This window comes from Mycetohabitans endofungorum, from assembly GCF_037477895.1.
Taxonomy (GTDB): domain Bacteria; phylum Pseudomonadota; class Gammaproteobacteria; order Burkholderiales; family Burkholderiaceae; genus Mycetohabitans.
This window is the reverse complement of sequence record NZ_CP132744.1, coordinates 2,042,145-2,066,264: the sequence shown is the minus strand read 5'-3', so window position 1 is coordinate 2,066,264 and position 24,120 is coordinate 2,042,145. Positions and strand designations below refer to the sequence as shown.

23 protein-coding genes are annotated in these 24,120 nt (G+C 62.5%); 21 read left to right on the top strand and 2 right to left on the bottom strand.

The features are described from left to right. Nucleotides 1–26: 26 nt before the first annotated feature. The 15 genes from RA167_RS08995 to cysM all read left to right on the top strand — a co-directional run bounded on the left by RA167_RS08995 (nt 27) and on the right by cysM (nt 15,315). Entirely contained in the window at nt 27–626 is a 600-nt protein-coding gene (locus RA167_RS08995) for a DUF2059 domain-containing protein (RefSeq protein ID WP_076787323.1), read from the top strand. A gap of 187 nt (nt 627–813) precedes the next feature. After that, nucleotides 814–1,896: a 3-phosphoserine/phosphohydroxythreonine transaminase gene (gene serC, locus RA167_RS08990; protein WP_076785284.1), complete on the top strand. Its 1,083-nt coding sequence runs from the start codon at nt 814–816 to the stop codon at nt 1,894–1,896. A gap of 46 nt (nt 1,897–1,942) precedes the next feature. Further along, on the top strand, nt 1,943–3,025 hold the full coding sequence (gene pheA / locus RA167_RS08985) for a prephenate dehydratase (RefSeq protein WP_076785283.1): 1,083 nt from the start codon (nt 1,943–1,945) through the stop codon (nt 3,023–3,025). A gap of 242 nt (nt 3,026–3,267) precedes the next feature. Further along, complete coding sequence (locus RA167_RS08980; protein WP_076785282.1) at nt 3,268–4,188, top strand: prephenate dehydrogenase; 921 nt, start codon at nt 3,268–3,270, stop codon at nt 4,186–4,188. A gap of 14 nt (nt 4,189–4,202) precedes the next feature. Next, complete coding sequence (gene aroA / locus RA167_RS08975) at nt 4,203–5,519, top strand: 3-phosphoshikimate 1-carboxyvinyltransferase (protein ID WP_076785281.1); 1,317 nt, start codon at nt 4,203–4,205, stop codon at nt 5,517–5,519. A 73-nt stretch (nt 5,520–5,592) separates the two neighbouring features. Continuing rightward, nucleotides 5,593–6,324, top strand: a complete 732-nt coding sequence (gene cmk, locus RA167_RS08970) for a (d)CMP kinase (protein ID WP_076785280.1) — start codon at nt 5,593–5,595, stop codon at nt 6,322–6,324. 176 nt (nt 6,325–6,500) lie between these two features. After that, nucleotides 6,501–8,234, top strand: coding sequence for a 30S ribosomal protein S1 (gene rpsA / locus RA167_RS08965; protein WP_338876724.1), 1,734 nt, complete (start codon nt 6,501–6,503; stop codon nt 8,232–8,234). 6 nt (nt 8,235–8,240) lie between these two features. Next, on the top strand, nt 8,241–8,570 hold the full coding sequence (locus tag RA167_RS08960) for an integration host factor subunit beta (RefSeq protein ID WP_076785279.1): 330 nt from the start codon (nt 8,241–8,243) through the stop codon (nt 8,568–8,570). 299 nt (nt 8,571–8,869) lie between these two features. Further along, nucleotides 8,870–9,163 (top strand): LapA family protein, encoded by a 294-nt coding sequence (locus RA167_RS08955; protein ID WP_076785278.1) that lies wholly within the window; start codon nt 8,870–8,872, stop codon nt 9,161–9,163. A gap of 36 nt (nt 9,164–9,199) precedes the next feature. Next, complete coding sequence (lapB, locus tag RA167_RS08950; RefSeq protein ID WP_076785277.1) at nt 9,200–10,375, top strand: lipopolysaccharide assembly protein LapB; 1,176 nt, start codon at nt 9,200–9,202, stop codon at nt 10,373–10,375. Between the two features lie 83 nt (nt 10,376–10,458). Next, nucleotides 10,459–11,859 carry a UDP-glucose dehydrogenase family protein gene (locus RA167_RS08945; protein WP_076785276.1) on the top strand — a complete coding sequence of 467 codons (1,401 nt, stop codon included), beginning with the start codon at nt 10,459–10,461 and terminating at the stop codon, nt 11,857–11,859. Next, nucleotides 11,768–12,886, top strand: a complete 1,119-nt coding sequence (rfaE1, locus tag RA167_RS08940) for a D-glycero-beta-D-manno-heptose-7-phosphate kinase (protein ID WP_139336988.1) — start codon at nt 11,768–11,770, stop codon at nt 12,884–12,886. Before RA167_RS08945 ends, rfaE1 begins: the two co-directional genes overlap by 92 nt. Nucleotides 12,887–12,928: 42 nt before the next feature. Next, nucleotides 12,929–13,915 carry an ADP-glyceromanno-heptose 6-epimerase gene (gene rfaD, locus RA167_RS08935; RefSeq protein ID WP_076785274.1) on the top strand — a complete coding sequence of 329 codons (987 nt, stop codon included), beginning with the start codon at nt 12,929–12,931 and terminating at the stop codon, nt 13,913–13,915. Nucleotides 13,916–13,995: 80 nt separating this feature from the next. Next, the gene (locus tag RA167_RS08930; protein WP_170872451.1) at nt 13,996–14,325 is read left to right on the top strand and encodes a ComEA family DNA-binding protein; all 330 of its coding nucleotides are present in this window, start codon (nt 13,996–13,998) and stop codon (nt 14,323–14,325) included. Nucleotides 14,326–14,412: 87 nt separating this feature from the next. Further along, complete coding sequence (gene cysM, locus RA167_RS08925; protein WP_076785273.1) at nt 14,413–15,315, top strand: cysteine synthase CysM; 903 nt, start codon at nt 14,413–14,415, stop codon at nt 15,313–15,315. Between the two features lie 3 nt (nt 15,316–15,318). Here cysM and mltB read toward each other — a convergent pair whose 3' ends face one another. Next, on the bottom strand, nt 15,319–16,512 hold the full coding sequence (gene mltB, locus RA167_RS08920; RefSeq protein WP_370642904.1) for a lytic murein transglycosylase B: 1,194 nt from the start codon (nt 16,510–16,512) through the stop codon (nt 15,319–15,321). A gap of 294 nt (nt 16,513–16,806) precedes the next feature. On the opposite strand from mltB, the gene RA167_RS08915 reads away from it, so the two are divergent. From RA167_RS08915 to RA167_RS08890, 6 genes are all read left to right on the top strand, one after another. Next, complete coding sequence (locus tag RA167_RS08915; protein WP_076785271.1) at nt 16,807–17,730, top strand: histone deacetylase family protein; 924 nt, start codon at nt 16,807–16,809, stop codon at nt 17,728–17,730. A 261-nt stretch (nt 17,731–17,991) separates the two neighbouring features. Then, nucleotides 17,992–19,026, top strand: coding sequence for a methionine ABC transporter ATP-binding protein (locus RA167_RS08910; RefSeq protein ID WP_076785270.1), 1,035 nt, complete (start codon nt 17,992–17,994; stop codon nt 19,024–19,026). Then, nucleotides 19,016–19,669, top strand: coding sequence for a methionine ABC transporter permease (locus RA167_RS08905; RefSeq protein WP_076785269.1), 654 nt, complete (start codon nt 19,016–19,018; stop codon nt 19,667–19,669). Before RA167_RS08910 ends, RA167_RS08905 begins: the two co-directional genes overlap by 11 nt. Nucleotides 19,670–19,758: 89 nt before the next feature. Next, on the top strand, nt 19,759–20,553 hold the full coding sequence (locus RA167_RS08900) for a MetQ/NlpA family ABC transporter substrate-binding protein (RefSeq protein WP_076785268.1): 795 nt from the start codon (nt 19,759–19,761) through the stop codon (nt 20,551–20,553). 299 nt (nt 20,554–20,852) lie between these two features. Further along, nucleotides 20,853–21,602, top strand: coding sequence for an electron transfer flavoprotein subunit beta/FixA family protein (locus RA167_RS08895; protein ID WP_076785267.1), 750 nt, complete (start codon nt 20,853–20,855; stop codon nt 21,600–21,602). Nucleotides 21,603–21,626: 24 nt separating this feature from the next. Beyond that, nucleotides 21,627–22,559 carry an electron transfer flavoprotein subunit alpha/FixB family protein gene (locus RA167_RS08890; RefSeq protein ID WP_076785266.1) on the top strand — a complete coding sequence of 311 codons (933 nt, stop codon included), beginning with the start codon at nt 21,627–21,629 and terminating at the stop codon, nt 22,557–22,559. A 186-nt stretch (nt 22,560–22,745) separates the two neighbouring features. Here the strand turns inward: RA167_RS08890 and RA167_RS08885 are convergent, their stop codons facing one another. Continuing rightward, on the bottom strand, nt 22,746–24,038 hold the full coding sequence (locus RA167_RS08885) for a D-amino acid dehydrogenase (RefSeq protein WP_076785265.1): 1,293 nt from the start codon (nt 24,036–24,038) through the stop codon (nt 22,746–22,748). Nucleotides 24,039–24,120: the final 82 nt, after the last annotated feature.

Sequence of the window (24,120 nt, the reverse complement as noted above, 5' to 3'; positions counted from 1 at the left end):
AGAACAACTTTTTCATGGGAGTCGTGATGCAAAAACAATTCAAGCAGTGGATGTTGCTGGCCCTTTTCGTGCCGACGTTGGCGATGGCACAGGCGCTGCCTACCCAGGGCGGCGCGGCTTCGACCCCCAGTGCAGCGCCGATCGATCCGGCCAAACAGGCCGCCATCAAGGACCTGCTCGATGCGATCGACGCGCCGAAGCTGGTCGGCGCCATTGCCACCAGCGCACAAATGCAAGCCAAGCAACTGGTGCCGGCGATCCTGTCTGATGCGCTGACCGAGAACAAGGCGCTCAACGACAAGCAGAAGCAGGCCGCCGTGCCGACGCTGCAAAAAAATGCCGTGCCCAAGCTCGTGGAATCCGCCGGCACGGTATTCAACAGCGAACCATTCCGCCAGGATGCGATGCAGGCGCAGTATGAAGCGTATGCGAAGTACTATTCGGCATCGGAAATCAAAGACCTGACGGCGTTCTACAAGAGCCCGACTGGCCGCAAGTTCATCGAGGTGCAGGATCAGGTAGGCCGCGACGTGGTCAGCGGCCTGATGCAAAAGTACATGCCGGCATCGATCAAGGCAACGCGCGACCAGGCCGACAAGGAAGTGGCCGCGGTCAAGGCGAAGTAACGTTGGCCGCGGATGCGCGCCGCCACGCGGGTGACGCGGCGGCGCGTGAGCGGCGGGCTGGGCGCCGTCAGTCACTTGGCGGTGCTGCGATGGCGATGTCATAATGGTCGTTTGCGATACTGCAAGCGGCCATTGCTTTTTTTCGACGCAGGCGCGTTGTTTGCGTTCGTTTCAGCTAGAGTCCCAGATGCGAGCGTTCAATTTTTCGGCGGGCCCCGCGGCGCTGCCTGAAGAGGTATTGCAACAGGCTGCCGACGAGATGCTCGATTGGCACGGTTGCGGCATGGGCGTGATGGAAATGAGCCACCGCGGCCGTGAATTCTCGTCGATCCACGAGCGGGCATTGCTCGACCTGCGTGAACTGCTGGCAGTGCCGGCCAGCCACCAGATCCTATTTCTACAAGGCGGCGGGCTCGGCGCGAACGCGATTGTGCCGATGAACCTGCTAGGCTCGCGCTCGAGTGCGGATTTCGTGTTGACCGGCGCCTGGACGCAGAAGTCCTATCACGAGGCAAAGAAGTATTGCAACGCGCATATTGCCGCCTCGGGCAAAACCGATGTGGGTTTCACGCGGATGCCGGCAGTGTCGGAATGGCGGCTCTGCGATGATCCTGCGTACGTGCACGTGTGCTCGAACGAAACGATTGACGGCGTCGAAATGTTCGAGTTTCCCGACCTGGGCAATGTGCCGCTGGTGGTCGATGCGTCGTCACACATTCTGTCGCGCCCGATGGACGTGGCCAAGTGCGGTGCGTTGTTTGCCGGCGCGCAGAAAAACATTGGCATTGCCGGCTTGACGATCGTGATCGTGCGCGAGGATCTGCTGGATCGCTCCCTCGCGATTTGCCCATCGGCGTTCGAGTGGAAGACGATTGCCGCGAACAACTCGATGTACAACACACCCCCCACGTATGCGATCTATGTCGCCGGGCTGGTGTTTCAATGGCTAAAGCGCCAGGGTGGTCTTGCCGCGATCGAGGCGCGCAATATCGAGAAGGCCACGCTGCTGTATGACTTCATCGACGGCAGCGATTTTTACTCAAACCAGGTCGAACGCGGGTCGCGCTCGAGAATGAACGTGCCGTTCTTTCTTGCTGACGAATCGCGCAACGACGATTTCCTGGCCGGCGCGAACGCGCGAGGGCTATTGCAACTGAAGGGCCACAGGTCCGTTGGCGGCATGAGGGCATCGATCTACAACGCGGTGCCGTTGGACGGCGTAAAGGCGCTCGTCGAATACATGAAGGAATTCGAGCAACGCCGCGCCTGAGGTCGCGTGGACCCAGGACCGGTTTTTTTCACGGGCCGATGTTGCGATGGACGAAGAATTGGATTTGAAGCTCAAGCCATTGCGCGAGCACATCGACGAGATCGATTGGCAATTGATCACGCTGCTGAACCAGCGTGCACAGGTGGCCCTCGAGGTCGGCGAGGTCAAGAAGGCGTATAACGCGCCAGTGTTCCAGCCGGAGCGCGAGCAGCAGGTGATCGCGCGTCTGCAGGCGTTATCTGCCGGGCCGCTGGGTGGCGAGCATATCGCGTTGATTTGGCGCGAGATCATGGCGGCGAGCCGCCAACTTGAGAAAGCGCAGCGGGCTGCGTACCTGGGCCCGGAGGGCACCTATAGCGAGCAGGCGATGCTCGGCTATTTCGGCCAATCGATGACCGGCCTGCCGTGCGTGTCGATCGACGAGGTGTTCCGCTCGGTCGAGGCGGGCGCAGCCGATTTTGGTGTCGTGCCCGTCGAGAATTCGACCGAAGGTGCGGTGTCGCGCACGCTGGACTTGTTGCTGGAGACGTCGCTGCAGATCAGCGGTGAGCTATCGCTGCCGATTCAGCATCATCTGCTTACGCAAAGCGGCACGTTGCAAGGGGTCACTCGGGTATGCGCGCATGCGCAAGCACTCGCGCAGTGCCAGAACTGGCTTTTTGCCAACGCGCCGCTGCTCGAGCGCCAGGCGGTGTCAAGCAATGCCGAGGCTGCCCGGGTGGCGGCGGTGGAACCCACCGTCGCGGCGATTGCCAGCGAACGCGCCGGGAAGCAGTACGGCTTGCAGACTGCGTTCGCGTTGATCCAGGACGATCCGTGCAATCGCACGCGTTTCCTGATCCTCGGCGGCGATCCGCCGGGTGCGACGGGCTGCGACAAGACATCGGTGATCTTGTCGGTGAAGAACGAGCCGGGTGCCGTGTTCCGAATGCTCGAGCCGCTGGCACAGTATGGTGTATCGATGAGCCGTTTCGAGTCGCGCCCGGCGCGCAGCAGTGCGTGGGAGTATTTTTTCTATATCGATCTTGAAGGCCATCGGCACGACGCGGCGGTCGCGGCCGCGCTCGTGGAGCTGGAGCATGCCGCAGCCTATGTAAAGATACTCGGCTCCTATCCGCGGGCTCGGTAGGACCCGCGCCGGCGGGCCATTCGCTGGCGGCTGACGTGTGATCGCCATCGCTTGCCACAACTGTTGGCCAACCTCGTCGTTATTTGTTTGGAGCCTGAAACATCATGTCAGCCATGCAATACGGTCGGTCCCACGTGCGTGCGCTTGCTCCCAATGAAGTGTTCCTCGCCACACTGCAAAAGGCGTTGGCACCGTCCTGATCCAGCAGGTGCATACCGTACACTTTATTACATTATCGTATCGTGGCCGTGTTCTCGTTTAATAAACTTGTCGTCGTCGGCGTCGGGCTGATCGGCGGCTCATTGGCGTTGGCGCTGCGCGAGCGTCACGGCCGCACCGGCACGATCGTCGGTGTCGGCCGTGGCGCCGGCTCGTTGCGCACGGCACTTGAGCGGCGCATCATCGATGAGGCGATCATGATCGACGATGACGCCGCGCTGGCCGGCGCGTTGCGCGGCGCGGATTGGGTCGTGCTGGCGGCGCCCGTCGCACAAACCCGTGCGCTGCTCGGTGCCATCGCGCCGCACTTGGAGCGATCCACGATCGTCACCGACGCGGGCAGCACGAAGCAAGACGTCATTGCCGCCGCCCGCGCCGCGCTAGGCGCGCGGCTCGCGCAGTTCGTGCCTGGGCATCCGATCGCCGGACGCGAATCCAGCGGGGTCGAGGCGGCGCTCGCCGACCTGTATGTGGGACGCAAGGTGGTGTTGTGCCCGCTCGCGGAGAACCCGCGCGTGTTAGTGGATCGGGTAGCTGCCCTGTGGGAGGCGAGCGGCGCCTCGCTGCATGAGATGACTGCGCAGCAGCACGATGCGGTTTTCGCCGCCGTCAGCCACTTGCCGCATGTGCTGTCGTTCTCGCTCGTCGAGACGATTCTGCGCGCGCCGGACGCAGCGTTGAAGCTCTCGTTCGCCGGCGGGGGCTTTCGCGACTTCACGCGGATCGCGGCGTCGAATCCGGAAATGTGGCGTGACATCTGCGTGGCCAACCGTGATGCGCTGCTAGACGGGATTGACGCTTACTCGGCCGTGCTCGGGACAGTACGCGCGGCGATCGCTGCGGGCGATGGTGCGACGCTCGAAGCGCTGTTTGCGCGTTCGCGCAGCGCGCGGGCGCAATGGGGCCACGAGCGTGACGCGGCGTCCGAGCTCAAGCGGTGCTGAAAGGAACTTCTATCATGGAATACCTCGATCTCGGACCCTACACGCGCGCGACTGGCACGGTGCGCCTGCCTGGCTCCAAGAGTATCTCGAATCGTGTGCTGCTGCTGGCGGCATTGGCTGAGGGCGTCACGACGATCGACAACTTGCTCGATTCGGACGATACCCGCGTTATGCTGGCCGCGCTCGAACAACTGGGCGTCGTGTTGCAGCATGACGCCGTGCAGCGGCGTTGCACCGTGACAGGCGCCGGGCGCGTGTTTCCAGTCAAACGGGCGGCGTTGTTTCTCGGCAACGCGGGAACCGCCGTGCGGCCGCTCACTGCGGCGTTGGCAGTCATGGGCGGCGAGTACCGACTGCATGGCGTACCGAGAATGCACGAGCGCCCAATCGGTGACCTGGTCGATGGCCTGCGGCAGCTCGGGGCGCGAATCGACTATGAAGGCAATCCGGGCTATCCGCCGTTGCTCGTGCATCCAGCGTCGATTTGCGCGAATGCGCCGATTCGCGTGCGGGGCGACGTATCGAGCCAGTTCCTGACTGCGCTGCTGATCACGCTGCCGCTGGTGGAGACGGCCGGCGGCGAGGCGGTAGTCGAAGTAGACGGCGAACTCATCTCCAAACCCTATATTGAGATCACGATCCGCTTGATGGAGCGCTTCGGCGTGCATGTGCAGCGTGATGGCTGGCGGCGCTTCATCGTGCCGGCCGCCGGCCGCGTGCGCTATCGCTCGCCGGGGCGGATCGTCGTTGAAGGCGACGCGTCGTCGGCGTCCTATTTCCTCGCGGCCGGCGCGCTCGCCCATGGGCCGGTGCGTGTCGAAGGCGTCGGGCGGGCCAGCATCCAAGGCGACGTGCAGTTTGCCGACGCGTTGGTCCGTATGGGGGCGAACGTGATGATCGGCGACGACTGGATCGAAGTGCGCGGGGTCGAATCAGATGATGGCAAGCTGCAGCCGTTGGACATGGATTTCAATCTGATTCCAGATGCCGCGATGACGATCGCAGTTGCCGCATTGTTCGCTAGCGGTATGACCACGCTGCGCAACATCGGCAGCTGGCGGGTTAAGGAAACGGACCGGATCGCCGCCATGGCCACCGAACTGCGCAAACTCGGGGCGCACGTCGAGGAAGGCGCGGACTACCTGCGTGTGGCGCCGCCCGCCGCGCTGACGCCCAATGCCGCGATCGACACGTATGATGACCATCGGATGGCAATGTGCTTTTCGCTGGCCAGCCTGGGCAATGTTCCGGTGAGGATTCACGATCCCAGTTGCGTCGGTAAGACATTTCCTGATTATTTCGACAGATTTGCCGCGATTGCGCGCGCTTGACCCCGTGCCGGCGGCCGGCCGGTCCGCGTGCGTAGGGTCGGCCGTTTGAAGTGTTTTAGTTTCCAATAGAGTAATGAAGTCCAATCGTCCATTTTATGAACCCGTGCCAGTCATCACGATTGACGGGCCGACGGCATCCGGCAAGGGCACGGTCGCGCAACTGGTGGCGGCGCACCTGGGCTTTCATTTGCTGGACAGCGGCGCGCTGTATCGGCTGGCGGCGCTGGCGGCGCAGCGCTATGGAGTGGGCAAGGACGACGTCGCCGCGCTGGTGGCGCTCATCGATGACCTCCATATCACCTTTCGCGAAGGCTGTGCGCAATTGGATGGTGTGGACGTCTCGACCGAGATTCGGCATGAGGCCGTCGGCAAGTTGGCTTCGGCGATCGCGGTACACGCGCCGGTGCGCGGCGCGCTGGTGGCCCGGCAGCGCGCGTTCCGCAAGCCGCCCGGCCTGGTCGCGGACGGTCGCGACATGGGCACGGTGATTTTTACCGACGCGATATTAAAGGTGTTTTTGACGGCAAGTGCGGAGGCCCGCGCGCAGAGGCGTTATAAGCAATTGATACAAAAAGGGTTTTCTGCTAATATAGATGACCTTCTGCGGGATTTGCGCGAGCGTGATGCGCGCGATGCAAATCGCGCCAGCGCGCCGCTGAAGCCAGCGGCGGACGCGCGCCTGCTCGACACGTCCACGTTGTCGATCGGTGAAGCGGTTGATCGGGTCGTGGCCTGGTACCAGCAAATCGACCCAGCTACCGGTGCGGCGAAGGCGGGTCATGGCCGGCAAGGCCCGCAGGCGTGAGCGTTGCGGCTATACCGTGACGGACCGGGCAGTAATGCATCGGTGGTGAGGCTTCGTAGTGTCCGATGCAGTTGTGATGAATAGCAGTACCGTAGGTATTCCACAGTGACGTGGGATGTGTTTTCAACCCTTAACCCCGCATGCGGTCGCCGGCGATCATGAAGCCGAGTCCCGCCATGCACCATTTCATTTTTATGTCCGACCTGCAAACCTCTAACCCGAATACTGAATCTTTTGCGGCTCTGTTCGAAGAGTCGCTGACCCGCCAGGACATGCGCGCAGGCGAAGTGATCTCTGCCGAAGTCGTGCGCGTTGACCACAATTTCGTGGTCGTCAACGCGGGTCTGAAGTCTGAAGCCTACATTCCGATCGAAGAGTTCCTGAATGATCAGGGCGAGGTTGAGGTGCAGGCGGGCGATTTCGTATCGGTCGCGATCGACGCCCTCGAGAACGGCTATGGCGATACGATCCTGTCGCGCGATAAGGCCAAGCGTCTTGCTTCGTGGCTTGCGCTTGAAAAGGCGCTGGACAACAACGAGCTTGTGACCGGCACGATCACCGGCAAGGTCAAGGGCGGCATGACCGTGATGGTCAACGGCATCCGTGCGTTCCTGCCCGGCTCGCTGGTTGACACCCGTCCGGTCAAGGACACGACGCCGTACGAGGGCAAGACGCTCGAGTTCCGCGTGATCAAACTGGACCGCAAGCGTAACAACGTCGTGCTGTCGCGCCGCGCGGTGATCGAAGCCACGCAAGGCGAAGAGCGCGCGAAGCTGCTCGAGACGCTGAAGGAAGGCGCGATCGTCAATGGCGTCGTGAAGAACATCACCGACTACGGTGCGTTCGTTGACCTCGGCGGCATCGACGGCTTGCTGCACATCACCGACATCGCGTGGCGTCGCGTGCGTCACCCAAGTGAAGTGCTGTCTGTGGGCCAGGAAGTGACCGCGAAGATCCTGAAGTTCGATCAGGAAAAGAACCGTGTGTCGCTTGGCATCAAGCAGCTCGGCGACGATCCGTGGGAAGGCATTTCGCGTCGCTACCCATCGGGCACGCGGCTGTTCGGCAAGGTCACGAACATCACCGACTACGGCGCGTTTGTCGAGGTCGAGTCGGGCATCGAAGGCCTCGTGCACGTGTCCGAGATGGACTGGACCAACAAGAACGTCGCGCCGAGCAAGGTGGTGCAGCTCGGTGACGAAGTGGAAGTCATGGTGCTCGAGATCGACGAGGATCGCCGCCGTATCAGCCTCGGCATGAAGCAATGCAAGCCGAACCCGTGGGATGACTTCAGCCGCAACTTCAAGAAGGGCGATAAAATCACCGGCGCAATCAAGTCGATTACCGATTTCGGCGTGTTCATCGGCCTGCCGGGCGGGATTGATGGCCTGGTGCACTTGTCGGACCTGTCGTGGAGCGAATCCGGTGAAGAAGCGGTTCGCAAGTACAAGAAGGGCGACGAGGTTGAGGCCATGGTGCTCGGCATCGATGTCGAGAAGGAGCGCATCTCGCTGGGTATCAAGCAGTTGGAAGGCGACCCGTTCAACAACTTCGTGGCGATGAACGACAAGGGCTCAACCGTCGATGGTACGGTCAAGGCTGTCGATCCGAAGGGCGCCGTGATCCAGTTGAGCGCTGAGGTCGAAGGCTATCTGCGGGCGTCGGAAATCGCGCAGGACCGTGTCGAGGACGCGCGCAATGTGCTGAAGGAAGGTGACAAGGTCAACGCGATGGTCATCAACATTGACCGCAAATCGCGCGGTATCCAGCTGTCGATCAAGGCGAAGGATTCCGCGGAGCAGCAGCAAGCGATGCGCGGCCTGCAAACCGACAGCAGCGCGGCCGCCAGCGGCACGACTAACCTCGGTGCGTTGCTCAAGGCAAAGCTGGACGGTCAACAGAACCAGTAAGGCAGCATGACCAAATCCGAGTTGGTCGCTCAACTGGCGCTGCGATTTCCGCAACTTGTCCTAAAGGATGCGGATTTTGCAGTCAAGGCGATGCTCGATGCGATGTCCGACGCGCTTGCCAATGGTCATCGCATCGAGATACGCGGCTTTGGCAGCTTTGCACTGAATCGTCGTCCGGCCCGGATCGGACGCAACCCCAAGTCTGGCGAGCGAGTCCAGGTCCCGGAGAAATGGGTGCCGCACTTCAAGCCGGGCAAGGAGTTGCGCGAGCGGGTTGACGGCAAGGCCGGCCAACCGATGAAGGCCGACAGCGCCGAGGCGTCGGACGACGCATGACGGCAATATCGGGAGGCCTGCTGTTTCGGCAACCATCGAAAAAGCGCCATTTGGCGCTTTTTCTTTGACTGGCATCGCACGGTGCCGGCGGCTCCGGTGGCCGGTTGTGGCCAAACACGCACGCCGTTGGGCGTGCCAGTAGGTGAGTGCGAGCGCTTCCATTACAATACGGGCACTTTTTCCGGCCCCCGGCCACGGTTCGGTTCCCTGCCACGGCCCGGCTACCCGATGCGCGGGTGCGGGTCGTTTGTCCAATTCGCTGGCGATCCGCTGTCCGGTCGCCGTCATCGAGATTGCCCATGAAGCTCATTGTCTGGCTGATCCGTGTCATCGTATTCGTGTTGCTGCTGGTGCTGGCGCTTGCCAACACGCAAGGCGTGACACTGAACTTCCTAGCCGGCTATACGTGGAATGCGCCATTGATCGTGATCGGGCTCGCATTTTTCGTGGTCGGCCTGCTTGCCGGGCTGGTGTCGGTGCTGCCGGCGGTCTTCCGGTTGCGGCTCGAAAACGGCCGACTCAAGCGCGAGCTGAAGACGGCCCGGCAGACACCAGTGACGACGGACGAACCGCCGATGCCGCCGATCATCTGACGCGTCCGGCACGCGTATGCTCAACGAATCACATTCATGGATCTTGATTTCTGGTGGTTGCTCATCATCCCGGTGGCCTTCGGGCTGGGCTGGGTCGCGGCCCGCTATGACCTGAAACACCTGCTGTCCGAGAGCGCGAACTTGCCGCGCTCTTACTTCCGGGGTTTGAATTTCCTGCTCAATGAGCAACCGGATCAAGCCATCGACGCGTTCATCGAAGTGGTGAAGCTAGATCCGGAGACAACCGAGCTTCACTTTGCCTTGGGCAGTTTGTTTCGTCGGCGCGGCGAGACGGAACGCGCGATCCGGGTTCATCAGAACCTGCTGTCGCGTGAGGACTTGCCGGCCAACGAGCGCGACCATGCGTTGTACGAGCTTGGCCAGGACTTTTTAAAAGCTGGACTGCTCGATCGGGCGGAAGAGACCTTCCAGCGGTTGCACAGTGGCGGCTACGCACTCGGTGCGTTGCGGGCGCTGTTGACCATCTTCGAAATCGAGAAGGACTGGCACAAGGCGATCGAGGCGGCGCAACGAATCGAGGCGATGGGCGCGCCGCCGCTGGGCAAGGAGATTTCGCAATTCCACTGCGAGCTTGCGCAGGAAGCGTTGCAGTACAAGCGGATAGACGATGCACGCAACGCACTACAACAGGCGCTGCGGTGCAACCCACAGAATGTGCGAGCAACGATCCTGAGCGGCGATGTTGAGATGGCGTGTCACGAACCGACGCGGGCGCTCGAGTATTGGCGACAGGTCGAGCAGCAGAATCCCGCCTACTTGCCGCTGGTTGCCAACAAGCTGATGCAAGCGTATGCGGCGACCGGCTGGTCGGCGCAGGGCGCCGCGCTGTTGACGCACTATGTCGAGGCGTATCCGTCGAACGATCTGCTTGACGCCGCCTACAAGCACATCGCCGAGTTGCGTGGCGCGGATGCCGCGCATGCGCTGGCGCGTACGCAGATGCAGAAGTCACCCAACCTGGCGGGCATGACGCGGCTGCTCGAAGCGCAGATTGCGGTGGCCGAAGAGCCTCGCAAGGGCGAACTGGAACTGATGCGCACGTTGATCCGGCAGCGCACGAAAAATCTGCCGCGATATACGTGCCAGAACTGCGGTTTTCGGGCGCGGTTATTCTACTGGCAGTGCCCCGGCTGCAGCGGCTGGGAAACCTACGCGCCTCGGCGGGTCGAGCCGATCGCGGCGGCGAACTGACGGTGCACGACACGCCGATTGTGATCGGCGTGCTGCGCGCGGTCCTGGAAAAGGACCGTGAACCTCATCGGATTTAAATAAGCATGAAAATCACCATTATCGGCACAGGCTATGTTGGCCTGGTCACTGGCGCATGCCTGGCGGAGTTGGGTAACGACGTGTTCTGCCTGGACGTGGATCCGCGCAAGATTGAGACTTTGAATGGCGGGGGCGTGCCGATCCACGAGCCGGGGCTCAAGGAGCTGATCGATCGCAACCGCGCGGCGGGGCGGTTGCAGTTCTCCACGCAGGTGGAAGCGAGCGTGGCGCACGGGGATGTGCAGTTCATCGCGGTGGGCACGCCGCCGGACGAGGATGGCTCGGCGGACCTACAGTACGTGCTGGCGGCGGCACGCAATATTGGCCGGCACATGCAGGGCTTCAAGGTGATCGTGGACAAGTCGACGGTGCCAGTGGGCACGGCCGAGCGAGTGGGCGCGGCCGTGGCCGAGGAGTTGGCGCGGCGCGGGGCGGGGCATGGTTTCTCGGTGGTGTCGAATCCGGAGTTTTTGAAGGAAGGCGCGGCGGTGGACGATTTCATGCGTCCTGACCGGATCGTGATCGGCAGCGACGACGACGAGGCCGGCAAGTACGCGCGCGAGCAGATGAAGCGGCTGTACAAGCCGTTCAACCGGAACCACGAGCGCACGATGTACATGGACGTTCGCTCAGCGGAGTTCACCAAGTATGCGGCCAACGCGATGCTGGCCACGCGGATCTCGTTCATGAACGAGTTGGCGAACTTGGCGGACCGGGTGGGGGCGGACATCGAGGCGGTGCGCCGGGGGATCGGCTCGGACCCACGCATCGGCTACAGCTTTTTGTACGCGGGGGCGGGCTACGGCGGCTCTTGCTTTCCAAAGGACGTGCAGGCGCTGATGCGTACGGCGCACGAGTATGGGCGCACGCTACGGATCCTGGAGGCGGTGGAGGCGGTGAACGACGCGCAAAAGAGCGTGCTGGTGGACAAGATCACGGCGCGGCTGGGACAGGACTTGAGCGGGCGCACGGTGGCGGTGTGGGGGCTGGCGTTCAAGCCGAATACGGATGACATGCGCGAGGCGCCGAGCCGCACGTTGATCATGGCACTGCTCAGGCGCGGGGCGACGGTGCGTGCGTACGATCCGGTGGCGATGCAGGAGGCGCGGCGGGTGTTGGCGTTGGATCTGCGCGATGAGCCGCAAGCGCAGGCGCGGCTGTCGTTCGTTCCCACGCAGGCCGAGGCGGTGCACGGCGCGGACGCACTGGCAATCATGACCGAGTGGAAGGCGTTCAAGAGTCCGGATTTCAACGCGCTCAAGCGTGCGCTGAAGGCGCCGCTGGTGTTCGACGGGCGCAACTTGTACGAGCCCAATGCGATGGCCGAGTTTGGCATCGAATACTACGCGATTGGCCGCGGTACGGCGCCGGCCAATGCGATGCTCAGTGAGGTGCAGCGTGTCTGACAGGCCGATTTCGCGTTTGGCGCTGCATGCCGCGAGCGAAGCGGCCACCGCCGACGCGGCGAGCGCGTTGCAACAGGTGCCGACCGTGCAGCGGCCACAGCTTGCTACTTCGCGCGTGCTGGTCGTCGGCGACGTGATGCTGGATCGCTATTGGTTCGGCGATGTCACGCGGATCTCGCCGGAGGCGCCGGTGCCCGTTGTCCACGTGCAGCGCACTGAGGATCGTCTGGGCGGCGCCGCCAACGTCGCGCGCAACGTATCGGCGCTGGGCGCCCAGGCGGGACTGCTGTGCGTGGTGGGACATGATGAGCCGGGCGAGCGTATCGTCGAGCTGCTCGGCCAGAGCAGCGTGAACGCGCACCTGGAGCGCGATCCTGCATTGCCGACGACGATCAAGCTGCGCATCTTGTCGCGCCAGCAACAATTGCTGCGGATCGATTTCGAAAAGACGCCGGCGCACGAGGTATTGCTGGCCGGGCTGGCGAAGTTCGAGACGCTGCTGCCCGACCATGATGTTGTGTTGTTGTCCGACTACGCGAAAGGTGGCCTGACGCACGTGAGGCGGATGATCGAGGCCGCGCAGGCGGCTGGCAAGCCCGTGCTGGTTGACCCGAAGGGGGATGACTGGGAGCGCTACCGCGGTGCGACGCTGATCACGCCGAACCGGGCGGAGTTGATTGAGGTCGTCGGCCACTGGAAGTCCGAGGCGGACCTGCATGCGCGCGTGGAGGCATTGCGCGCCTCGCTGCAGTTCTGCGCATTGCTGCTGACCCGTTCGGAGGAAGGCATGACGCTATTCACCGATGCCGGCATGTTGCACGAGTCGGCGCTTGCACGCGAAGTGTATGATGTGTCGGGCGCAGGCGATACGGTCATCGCGACGCTGGCGACCATGCTCGGTGCCGGCGTGCCGCTTGCTGAGGCGGTTCGTCAGGCGAATCGCGCCGCCGGCGTCGTGGTCGGCAAGCTCGGTACCGCGATCGTGAGCTACGACGAACTGTTCCCCGACCCGCCGGCATCGGCCTGATGTGCGGCACGTGCCTGAACTTATTCCACGGATGCGCAATTTATGACCATCATCGTTACCGGCGCGGCCGGCTTCATTGGCAGTAACATCGTCAAGGGATTGAACGAGCGCGGCGAACGCCGGATCATCGCTGTCGACAACCTGACACGCTCGGACAAGTTCCGCAACCTCGTCGATTGCGAGATCGACGACTACATCGACAAGCGCGAGTTTGTCGAGCGCTTGCGCCGTCATAACTTCGGCAAGGTGCGTGCAGTATTTCACGAAGGTGCCTGCTCCGACACGATGGAAACGGACGGGCGCTACATGATGGACAACAATTTCACGTACAGCCGCGCGGTGCTGGAAGCCTGCGTCGCGCAGCGTGCCCAGTTCCTGTACGCGTCGTCCGCGGCGATCTACGGCGGCTCGACGACGTTTGTCGAGGAGCGGGGTTCGGAAAGTCCGTTGAACGTCTACGGCTACTCGAAGTTTCTGTTCGACCAGGTCGTGCGGCGCATGCTGCCCGACGCAGCAAGCCAGATCGTGGGCTTTCGCTATTTTAACGTCTATGGTCCTCGCGAGACGCACAAGGGGCGTATGGCGTCGGTGGCATTCCACAACTTCAACGAGTTCCGTGCGCAACGCCACGTCAAGCTATTTGGCGAATACAACGGCTATGCGGCTGGCGAGCAGACGCGGGATTTCGTGTCCGTCGAAGATGTGGTCAAGGTGAACCTGTTTTTCTTCGATCACCCGGACAAGTCGGGCATTTTCAATCTTGGTACGGGCCGTGCACAACCGTTCAACGATATCGCGATGACTGTCGTGAACACGTTACGCGAACTCGATGGCAAGCCGGCGTTGCCGCTTTCTGAACTGGTCATGAACGGCACGCTCGAGTACATCGCATTTCCGGACGCGCTGCGCGGCAAGTACCAGTGCTTCACACAGGCCGATCTCACCAAGCTGCGCGCCGCCGGCTATGAGGCTCCGTTCCTGACCGTGCAGGAAGGCGTGGCGCGCTACGTGCGTTGGCTGAACGGCTGACTGCGGCGGCACCCTCGTCCTTCGTAGACTAGCATCCTGTGTCGGCGATGGCCGCCGGTGCGAGTTCGTTGGGAGATTCGATGGGTACGCTGCTCAATACGCTGAACGCGCCGCGCATGGCGGTGGTGCTGTGGCTGACCGCGGGCTTGGCCGCGGCGTCGCCACGCGTGCAGATCAACGCTGCGGATGATGCGATGCTGCAGACGATCCGCGGGATCGGTCCATCCACTGCGCAGGCAATCATCGAAGCTCGGGACGCGCAGGGCCCGTTCAGTAGCGCGAACGATCTCGTGCGACGCGTCAAGCGCGTGGGTGCGAAGTCGGTGGCGAAGTGGCAGGCACAGGGCCTGGTTTTCGATGCTGCGTCGCCGGAACAGCACTGCGCGCCCGCAGCCGCGAGCGTGCGGTAACCCGCATTGCGGCAACGGTGCGCGAGCGCGCGTGCGCGGTTCCGCTTTACAATAAAAAGTTGCGACCTTTCCCGGGCAAGGGCAGCCATGGCTTATAAAACAATTCAAGACACAATCGGCAACACGCCGCTAGTTCAACTGGTCAGGCTGCCTGAAGATGACATCCACAGCCGGGGCAATGTGATTCTGGCTAAGCTCGAGGGAAACAATCCGGCCGGATCAGTGAAGGACCGTCCCGCGCTGTCAATGATCAGCAAGGCTGAGCAACGCGGTCGCATCAAACCAGGAGATACGCTGATCGAGGCGACCAGCGGCAATACGGGCATTGCGCTGGCGATGGCGGCAGCGATCCGAGGCTACAAGATGGTGCTGTTGATGCCAGAGGATCTGTCGGTCGAGCGCCAGCAGAGCATGGCCGCGTATGGCGCGCAGATCGTGCTGACGCCGGTCAAAGGCGGCATGGAGTATGCACGCGACCTGGCCGAGCAAATGCAGCGCGACGGCAAGGGCGTGATACTCGACCAATTCGCCAACCCGGATAACCCGGCTGCACACTACGAGGGTACCGGGCCAGAGATCTGGCGTGATACTGATGGGCGTGTCACGCATTTCGTTTCGTCTATGGGCACCACCGGCACGATCATGGGCGTGTCGCAATACCTAAAGGAGCAGAACACGCGCATCGAAATCATCGGCGCACAACCGGACGAGGGTTCCCGTATCCCGGGCATTCGCAAGTGGCCGGACGCGTATCTACCGAAGATCTTCGACCGCGCGCGCGTGGACCGCATCGAGCACGTGAGCCAGCCGGCATCGGAGGCGATGGCGCGCCGGTTGGCCGCCGTCGAAGGCATTTTCTGCGGCATTTCGTCCGGTGGGGCCTGCGAGGTTGCGTTGCGCATCGCGCGGCAAACGCAGAACGCTACTATCGTGTTCATCGTTTGCGACCGTGGCGACCGGTACCTGTCGACAGGCGTGTTCTCCGCGTAACCGCTACTGCAGCGCGGACGGCGCGGCGGGTGCTGCCGGCCGAGGCGGTGTCGCGGAAAGGGCTTGCATCTGCGCCTTGACCCGTTCGCCCAGTTGATACACCGCCAGTGCATAAAAGAAGCTGCGATTGTAACGGGTCAACACGTAGAAATTTCTTAACCCGAGCATGTACTGCGGGGGTTGTCCGGGGGTGGGCAGTTCGACCACGGTCACAGGTGTTCCGGCTTCGCTTGCCGTATCGACGCCGCGTTCATCGAGTAGCATGCCGGCGCGCAACAGTTGTTGCAGCGCCCAGCGAGGTTCGGCCTGCCCGTGCGCGGCGGCCTGCGCAATGCCAATGCTGCCGGCATCCGCGCGAATGTGCCATACGACCGGCCGGCCGCTTTCCCAGCCGTGCTGCTTCAGATAGTTGGCGACGCTGCCGATTGCATCGGCCGGGCTGTTGCGCAAGTCGATACGGTGATTGCCCTCGTAATCGAGCGCGTATTCGATGATGCTGCTCGGCAGGAACTGCGGGATGCCGATTGCGCCCGTGTAGGAGCCCAGCACCGTGGTCGGCTCGATGCCGGCACTGCGGGTCCAGACCAGGAAGTCCTCTAGGTTCTTGCGGAACAGCGCCATGCGTTGCGTGCGATTGGACGTGTCTGGATAATCGAACGCGAGGGTGGTCAGCGCGTCGAGCACGCGGAAGTTGCCCATGTACCGGCCATACAATGTTTCGACGCCAATGATGCCGACGATCACTTCCGGCGGCACGCCGAATTGTTCGCTAGCTTGTTGCAGCACCGCCTTATTCTGTTGCCAGAACTCCACACCCGCGTTGATGCGCACCGGTTCAATGAAGCGTGCCTGGTATGCCTGCCAATTCTTGAGTGTTGGCGTTGGAGCGGGAAGTACCAGCTTGACCGCGGTTTTCGAATACACGGCTTGGTTGAACAGCGCGTGCAGCGCCTTCGAATCGAAATCGTACCGGGCGACCATGTCGTTGATGAACGCATCGACATTCGGATTGGCCGCATAGCGCTGCGGCACGATTTCCTCCTCGAACGTCTGGCCTGGCGGCACCGGCGTCTCCGGTTGCGCCTGGGCGACGATCATCGGGCGGGAGCCGCTCGGCGCCGTGCTGATCGGCGCGGCGAGCGCCGCGCCATGCGCGGTGGCGAGCATGAACAGCACCGCCTGTGTCCCGCGGGTCATTACGCGGTTAGGTCTCGATTGAAAACGGGGACAACGGTGGCACGACAGTAGGTCGAACAAGACGGTCATGGCAAGGCGTGACAAGTAAAGCGGCGAACGAATACGGCAGTGCGTTGGTGTTGCCCAGACAATGCGCCGATGCGCAAAGGGCGGCACGCCGGGTGGATAGGGTCAACGCAGTATAACCGAGGGTGGTGTGGTAATTTAATCAAAGGGTCGCCGCATGCGGTGGCCGGGACCCATAAAGAGGTGGCGCGTCACGGGCGCGTTTGTTACCCAACCGACCATATTGCGATGGCAACAGGTTTCTTCACCCACCCGGAGTGCCGGCTGCACGAAATGGGGCAGGGGCATCCGGAATGCCCGGCGCGCTTGTCCGCGATCGAGGATCAGCTGATTGCCAATGGCATCGATCCGCTGATCCATCACGAGTTGGCTCCATTGGCGGACGCAGCGTCGCTTGCGCGGGTCCATACGCGCGCGCACATCGATTTCGTGCGTGACACCGCACCTGAGCAGGGCTACGCGGAAATCGATGCCGATACGCAGATGAATCCTCATAGCTGGCGGGCGGCGCTGCGCGCCGCCGGCGCGTCGGTGGCGGCCACGGATGCGGTCATTGCGGGCCGCTACGACAATGCTTTTTGCAGCGTGCGCCCGCCCGGCCACCATGCCGAACCGGCTCGGGCAATGGGTTTTTGCTTCTTCAACAATGTCGCGATCGCGGCGCGTCATGCGTTGGACGTGCATGGGCTGGCGCGCGTGGCGATCATCGACTTTGACGTCCATCATGGCAACGGAACCGAAGCGGCATTCGCTGGCGACGAGCGGGTGTTGATGTGCAGCTTCTTTCAGCATCCTTTCTACCCGTTCAGTGGCTTTAACAATCAGGCGCCGAACATGGTGAATTTGCCCATGCCGGCCCGCACCCGGGGCATGGCGGTGCGCGAGGCAATCGACTTGATCTGGCTGCCACGGCTTGGTGCGTTCCGACCGCAGATGATATTCGTATCGGCCGGCTTCGACGCGCACCGCGAGGACGAACTCGGCAACATGGGGTTGGTCGAGGATGACTACGCATGGATCACGCGGCAAGTGCGTGATGTCGCTGTGCGTTACGCGAACGGGCGCATTGTCAGCTGCTTGGAGGGCGGCTACAGCCTATCGGCGCTCGGCCGCAGTGCCGTCGCGCACCTGAAAGCGCTGGCCCATCTGTAGCGCCTGTCATCCGCGGGTCGGGCACGATTGACAGTGACGATCGCGTCGCCGCGCACGAGCAGTGCCGCGTTAATGCTCGCACTCCCGGTCGTAGCGTGACGGCTATCGGTGCGCGAATCTAATTTCTGTAAGTTATAAATTGGCTAGAAACAATTATTTCCAGCTATGTGGCAGTTTGATAAAATGGCCGGTCGAAAAAACGGGTCACTGCGGCGGCGGACTGTGGCAACGAGACGGTCGTCCGCCGTTTTTTCATTTTCCATGATCGAACTGCACAACATCTCGCAGCGCTTCCCCGGACCCCGCGGGTGGGTGGAAGCGCTGCACAACGTTACGCTCACGGTGCCGCCGCGCCAAGTGTTCGGCATCATCGGACGCAGTGGCGCGGGCAAGAGTACGCTGGTGCGTACCATCAACCTGTTGACGCGACCCAGCGAGGGCCGCGTGATTGTCGACGGTCGCGACTTGACCGCGTTGTCAGCCGATGGACTGCGCGCGGCGCGGCGCGAAATCGGCATGATCTTCCAGCATTTCAACCTACTGTCCTCGCGCACGGTCTACGACAACGTCGCGTTGCCGCTGGAGTTGGCGGGGAAGCGGCGCATGGAGATCGACAAGGTCGTGTTGCCGTTGCTAGAGCTGGTCGGATTGTCCGCGCAGCGGGACCGGTATCCGGCGCAGATCAGCGGTGGACAGAAGCAACGTGTCGGTATTGCGCGGGCGTTGGCGAGCCGGCCAAAGGTATTGCTGTCGGACGAGGCGACGTCGGCGCTGGACCCGGAAACCACGCGCTCGATACTGGAACTGCTGCGCCAGATCAATCGAGAATTGGGGTTGACGGTCGTTTTGATCACGCACCAAATGGATGTGGTCAAGCAAGTGGCCGATCGCGTCGCGGTACTCGACGCGGGGCGCTTGGTCGAGCAGGGCAACGTGATCGACGTCTTTCTGAAACCGCACCACGAGGTCACGCGCGCGCTGATCGGCGACGTGATCGCGCAGGAATTGCCGCCTGCGCTCAAGGCCAGGGTCCAGCAGCGGCTGGAGGCGGGGCGCGACCATTTGCTACGGCTCGCGTTCTCGGGCCAAGGCGTCGAACAGCCGGTATTATCTGAGACGATTCGGCGATATGCGCTCGATTTCAGCATTCTGCATGGCCAGATCGACGAGATCCAAGGTCAGGCATTCGGCTCGCTTGCCGTGCTTGCCAGCGGCGAACCCGGCAATGTCGGAAAGGCAATGGCTTTTCTGCGCGAGCAAGGCGTCATCGTGGAGGAGTTGAACTATGTGGACTGAGATGTTCGACATGTTCGTGCAGTCGTTTTGGGAGACGCTGATCATGGTCGGCATTTCCGGGGCGATCGGCGGCGTGATCGGCTTGCCGCTGGGCGTGCTGCTGCACTTGAGCGAGCGTGGCGGCGTGCTGCAGAACGTAATCCTCAATCGTGTGCTCGGCATGCTGATCAACGCGGTGCGCTCCACGCCCTTCATTATCCTGCTGGTGGCGGTTATTCCGTTCACCCGCTTGGTGGTCGGCTCGTCGATTGGCACCGCCGCCGCCGTTGTGCCGCTGACGATCGCCGCCGCGCCGTTTGTTGCGCGTCTGGTCGAGACCGCGCTGCGCGAGGTAGATCGTGGCCTGATAGAAGCCGCGCAGGCGATGGGGGCGACCACGTCGCAGGTCGTGTTCAAGGTCTTGTTGCCTGAGGCCTGGCCCGGTATCGTTGCGGGCTTGACGTTGACGTTCGTATCGCTGGTTGGCTATTCGGCGATGGCGGGGGCGATCGGCGGCGGAGGCTTGGGCGACCTGGGTATCCGCTATGGCTATCAGCGCTTCCTGCCCGAAGTCATGCTCGCTGTGGTGCTCGTGCTGATCGTCTTCGTGCAGTTGGTGCAGTCCTTCGGCGATTACCTGGTGCGCCGGCTTAGCCACAAATAGCGGCACGGCGCAGATGCGCCGTGGCTTGGCCGGCAAGTGCTGCCACCGGGTGAGAAGTCCCATTCTGACTCAGAAAAAAGGGAAAATCGATGCAACGCCGTTTCATGATCAAGCTAGTTGCGGCACTGGGGATCGCAGCGTTCTTCATGGGTGCCGCGCGTGCGCAAGACCGGATCAAGGTGGGCGTGACCGGCGGCCCGCACGCGCAGATCCTCGAGGTTGTGAAGAAGGTTGCAGCCAGGAACGGGCTGAACCTCCAGATCGTTGAATTTTCCGACTACGTGCAGCCGAATGCCGCACTCGCTGCCGGTGATCTCGACGCGAACAGCTACCAGCATCAGCCCTATCTCGACGCGCAGGTCAAGGATCGCCGCTACAAGATTGTCAAGGTCGCCGATACCGTGATGTTTCCGATGGGCATCTACTCGAAAAAGGTCAAGTCGCTAAAGGACCTGCCCAGTGGCGCGAGGATCACGGTGCCGAATGACCCGACCAATGGCGGGCGCGCGCTGCTGTTGTTGCAAAAGCTCGGCATGTTGAAGCTGCGCGCGGACGCGGGGCTGAAAGCCACGCCGCTGGACATCGTCGAGAACCCGAAAAAGATCAAGCTTGTCGAATTGGACGCGGCGCAGCTCCCGCGCTCGCTAGCTGATGTCGATGCGGGCGCGATCAATATGAATTTCGTGATGGAGGCAGGCCTGCAGCCCAGGCGGGATGCGATCGCGATCGAAGACACGAATGGTCCGTACGTGAATATCCTTGCGGTGCGCCAGGCTGATCGCGACAAGCCATGGGTCGCGAAGCTGGTCGCTGCGTACCATTCGCCGGAAGTCAAGCAGTACATTGATAGCCGATACGGCGGTGCCGTAGCGGCCGGGTGGTGACCATGGGGGAACGCCCGTCGTCGGCCCACGCTTATGGCAACGGCGACTATGGCCGTGGCTGAGTCGAGGCTGTCGCTGTGGCTGCCGGGGCTATGGTTGGGTCGGGGCTGCGGTTGCCGCAGGTGCCACGATGAATCCGTATTGGGCCTGTCGTGGCTGACATGATCGGGCGTCTGGACTAGAGGGTTGAGTCAGGTTGACGGTTTCTCGCCGGTCTTTTTTGTCATTAAAATAGAACGACCGTTCGTCGTTATAATGGCCGTTGATGAGTTGCCGTATTCGTAACTTTGGAGCGTGGAATGAAAGTTCTTGTGCCGGTCAAGAGAGTGGTCGACTACAACGTGAAGGTCCGCGTGAAATCGGACGGCACGGGCGTGGACGTGGCGAATGTAAAGATGTCGATGAACCCGTTCGACGAGATCGCGGTGGAAGAGGCAGTGCGGTTAAAGGAAGCGGGCGTGGCCACGGAAGTGATTGCCGTATCGGCAGGGGTGCCGGCGTGCCAAGAGACGCTGCGCACCGCGCTGGCGATCGGCGCGGACCGAGCGATCCTGATCGAAGCCCAAGAGGAGTTGCAGCCGCTGGCGGTTGCTAAGTTGCTCAACGCGCTGGTCGCGCGGGAACAGCCGCAACTCGTGATTCTGGGTAAGCAGGCGATCGATGACGACTCGAATCAGACCGGGCAAATGCTGGCCGCGCTGGCTGGCTGGCCGCAGGCCACGTTTGCCTCACAGGTGACGGTCGAAGGTGGCCGCGCCACGGTGGCGCGAGAAGTGGACGGCGGCGCCGAGACGCTGTCATTGACGCTGCCGGCGGTGGTGACCACTGACCTACGGCTGAACGAGCCGCGTTATGTGACGTTACCCAATATCATGAAGGCGAAGAAAAAGCCGCTGGAGACCGTGACGCCGCAGACCTTGGGCGTGAACGTGGCGCCGCGGCTTAAAACGCTGAAGGTGGCCGAGCCGCCCAAGCGCAGCGCAGGCGTGAAGGTGCCGGATGTCGCCACGCTGGTCGACAAGCTCAAGAGCGAAGCAAAAGTACTGTAACGCACAACGCGCAAAGAGGCAGACATGACGATACTGGTCATTGCAGAACACGACAACGCGGCGCTCAAGGCAGCGACGCTGAACACAGTAGCGGCCGCGCAGAAACTGGGCGGCGAAATCCACGTGCTAGTGGCGGGGCACAACGCGCGCGGCGCGGCCGACGCGGCGGCCAACGTGGCCGGGGTCGCGAAGGTGCTGCTGGCCGATGCGCCGCAGCTCGGCGAAGGATTGGCGGAGAACGTCGAGGCAACGGTGCTGCCGATCGCGCGCGAATACACACACATCGTGCTGCCGGCGACCGCATACGGCAAGAACGTGGCGCCTCGTCTTGCCGCTAAGTTGGACGTTGCGCAACTGAGCGACATCACGGCCGTGGTGAGCGTGGACACTTTCGAGCGACCGATCTATGCTGGCAATGCTATCGCAACGGTGCAATCAGCGGATCCGATCAAGGTCATCACGGTACGAGGCACGGCGTTCGATCCGGTCGCCGCCGACGGCGGCAGCGCGCCGGTGCAGGCGATCGACGCGGCGCCGGCAGCGCCCGGCGTGAGCTTCGTGAGCCGCGAGTTGACCAAGCTGGAGCGCCCGGAATTGACCAGCGCGCAGATCATCGTGTCAGGCGGACGGGGGCTGGGCAGCGGCGAGCACTATACGCAAGTGCTTGAGCCGCTGGCCGACAAGCTCGGCGCCGCGCTGGGCGCTTCGCGTGCGGCAGTTGACGCGGGGTACGTACCGAACGACTACCAGGTGGGGCAGACCGGCAAGATTGTTGCGCCGCAACTGTACATCGCGGTAGGGATTTCCGGTGCGATCCAGCACTTGGCCGGCATGAAGGACAGCAAGGTCATCGTGGCGATCAACAAAGATCCGGAGGCACCGATTTTCAGCGTTGCCGACTATGGCCTGGTAGGCGATCTGTTCACGTTGGTGCCAGAACTGGTTAACGCGCTATGAGCGGCTGGCACGTCGCGTGATGCACGCGCGACAGAGCTTGGCAGAAGGGCGCATCGTGCGCCCTTTGTCGTTTCTGCGCTGCCATATGACGACACTACACTTTAACCGGGCGGGCAGCGATGCGTTATGTTCCGCCCGTCAATGACAGGATGCTCATGATCGATCGGCGGCTGCGGACCTGCGCGCTCACGCGCTGGCGTAAGCGGGGCGGCGCGAGTTGGCCCCGTCGGTGAGATAGCGATGCATGGATAGGTCGTCGGCCTGGATCGCGGGTCGTTTGCCGGACATCAGATCGGCGAGCAGTTGCCCCGATCCGCACGACATGGTCCAGCCAAGCGTGCCGTGACCGGTATTGAGAAACAAATTGGGCATCGGCGTGCGGCCGACAATCGGTGTGCCGTCGGGGGTCATCGGCCGCAAGCCGGTCCAAAAGCTTGCCTGCACCGTGTCGCCGCCGCCCGGGAACAGGTCGTTGACGCACATTTCGAGCGTGCGGCGGCGCGCATCGCGCAGCGACGTATCGAAACCGACGATTTCGGCCATGCCGCCGACGCGGATCCGGTCGTCGAACCGGGTGATAGCAATCTTGTACGTCTCGTCCAGCACGGTCGATACCGGCGCACGGGCAGCGTCGACGATCGGTGCAGTGATCGAATAGCCTTTGAGCGGATAAACCGGGACCTTGACGATGCCGGCCAGCAGGCGGGTCGAATATGCGCCCAGCGCGACCACGTAGGCGTCGGCGCGCAGCCATTCGGAGCCGCATTGCACGCCGGCGATCCGGCCGCCGGCGATGGCGAGCGAGTCAATTGGCGTGTTGAACCGGAATTGCACGCCCAGCGACATGGCCAATTGTGCCAGTCGCATCGTGAAAAGCTGACAATCACCGGTTTCGTCGTTGGGCAGCCGCAATCCGCCGGTTAACTTGGGAGCGACGCGCTGCAGCGCCGGTTCGGCTTTGCCCAACTCGGCGCTCGACAACAGTTCATACGGAACGCCTGCCTCCTCGAGTACCGCGATGTCCTTCGCGGCGCCGTCCAACTGCGCCTGCGTGCGGAACACCTGCAGTGTGCCGCCTTGGCGCCCCTCATACGCGATGCCGGTCTGTGCGCGCAGCGTTTGTAGGCAGTCGCGGCTGTACTCGGCTAGCCGCACCATCCGGCTCTTGTTGGTTGCGTACCGGCTGGCGGTACAGTTCTGCAGCATGTGCCACATCCATTTGAGCTGGAATGCGCTGCCATCGAGTCGAATGGCCAGTGGCGCGTGCTGCTGGAACATCCATTTGAGCGCCTTCAGCGGCACCCCCGGCGCTGCCCACGGCGCGGCATAGCCCGGCGAGATCTGGCCGGCGTTGGCGAAGCTGGTCTCCAGCGCGGGGCCCGACTCGCGGTCGACCACGGTGACTTTATGGCCTGCCCGCGCCAGGTAATAGGCGCTTGCCACGCCGACCACGCCGCTGCCCAGGACGATGACACGCATGCGATGCTCCGATTCGCTTGAATCCCGACTCAGTACTGCAAGTCGGCAAATGGGTAGTAAATTTGCCTATCCTATTGCGAGT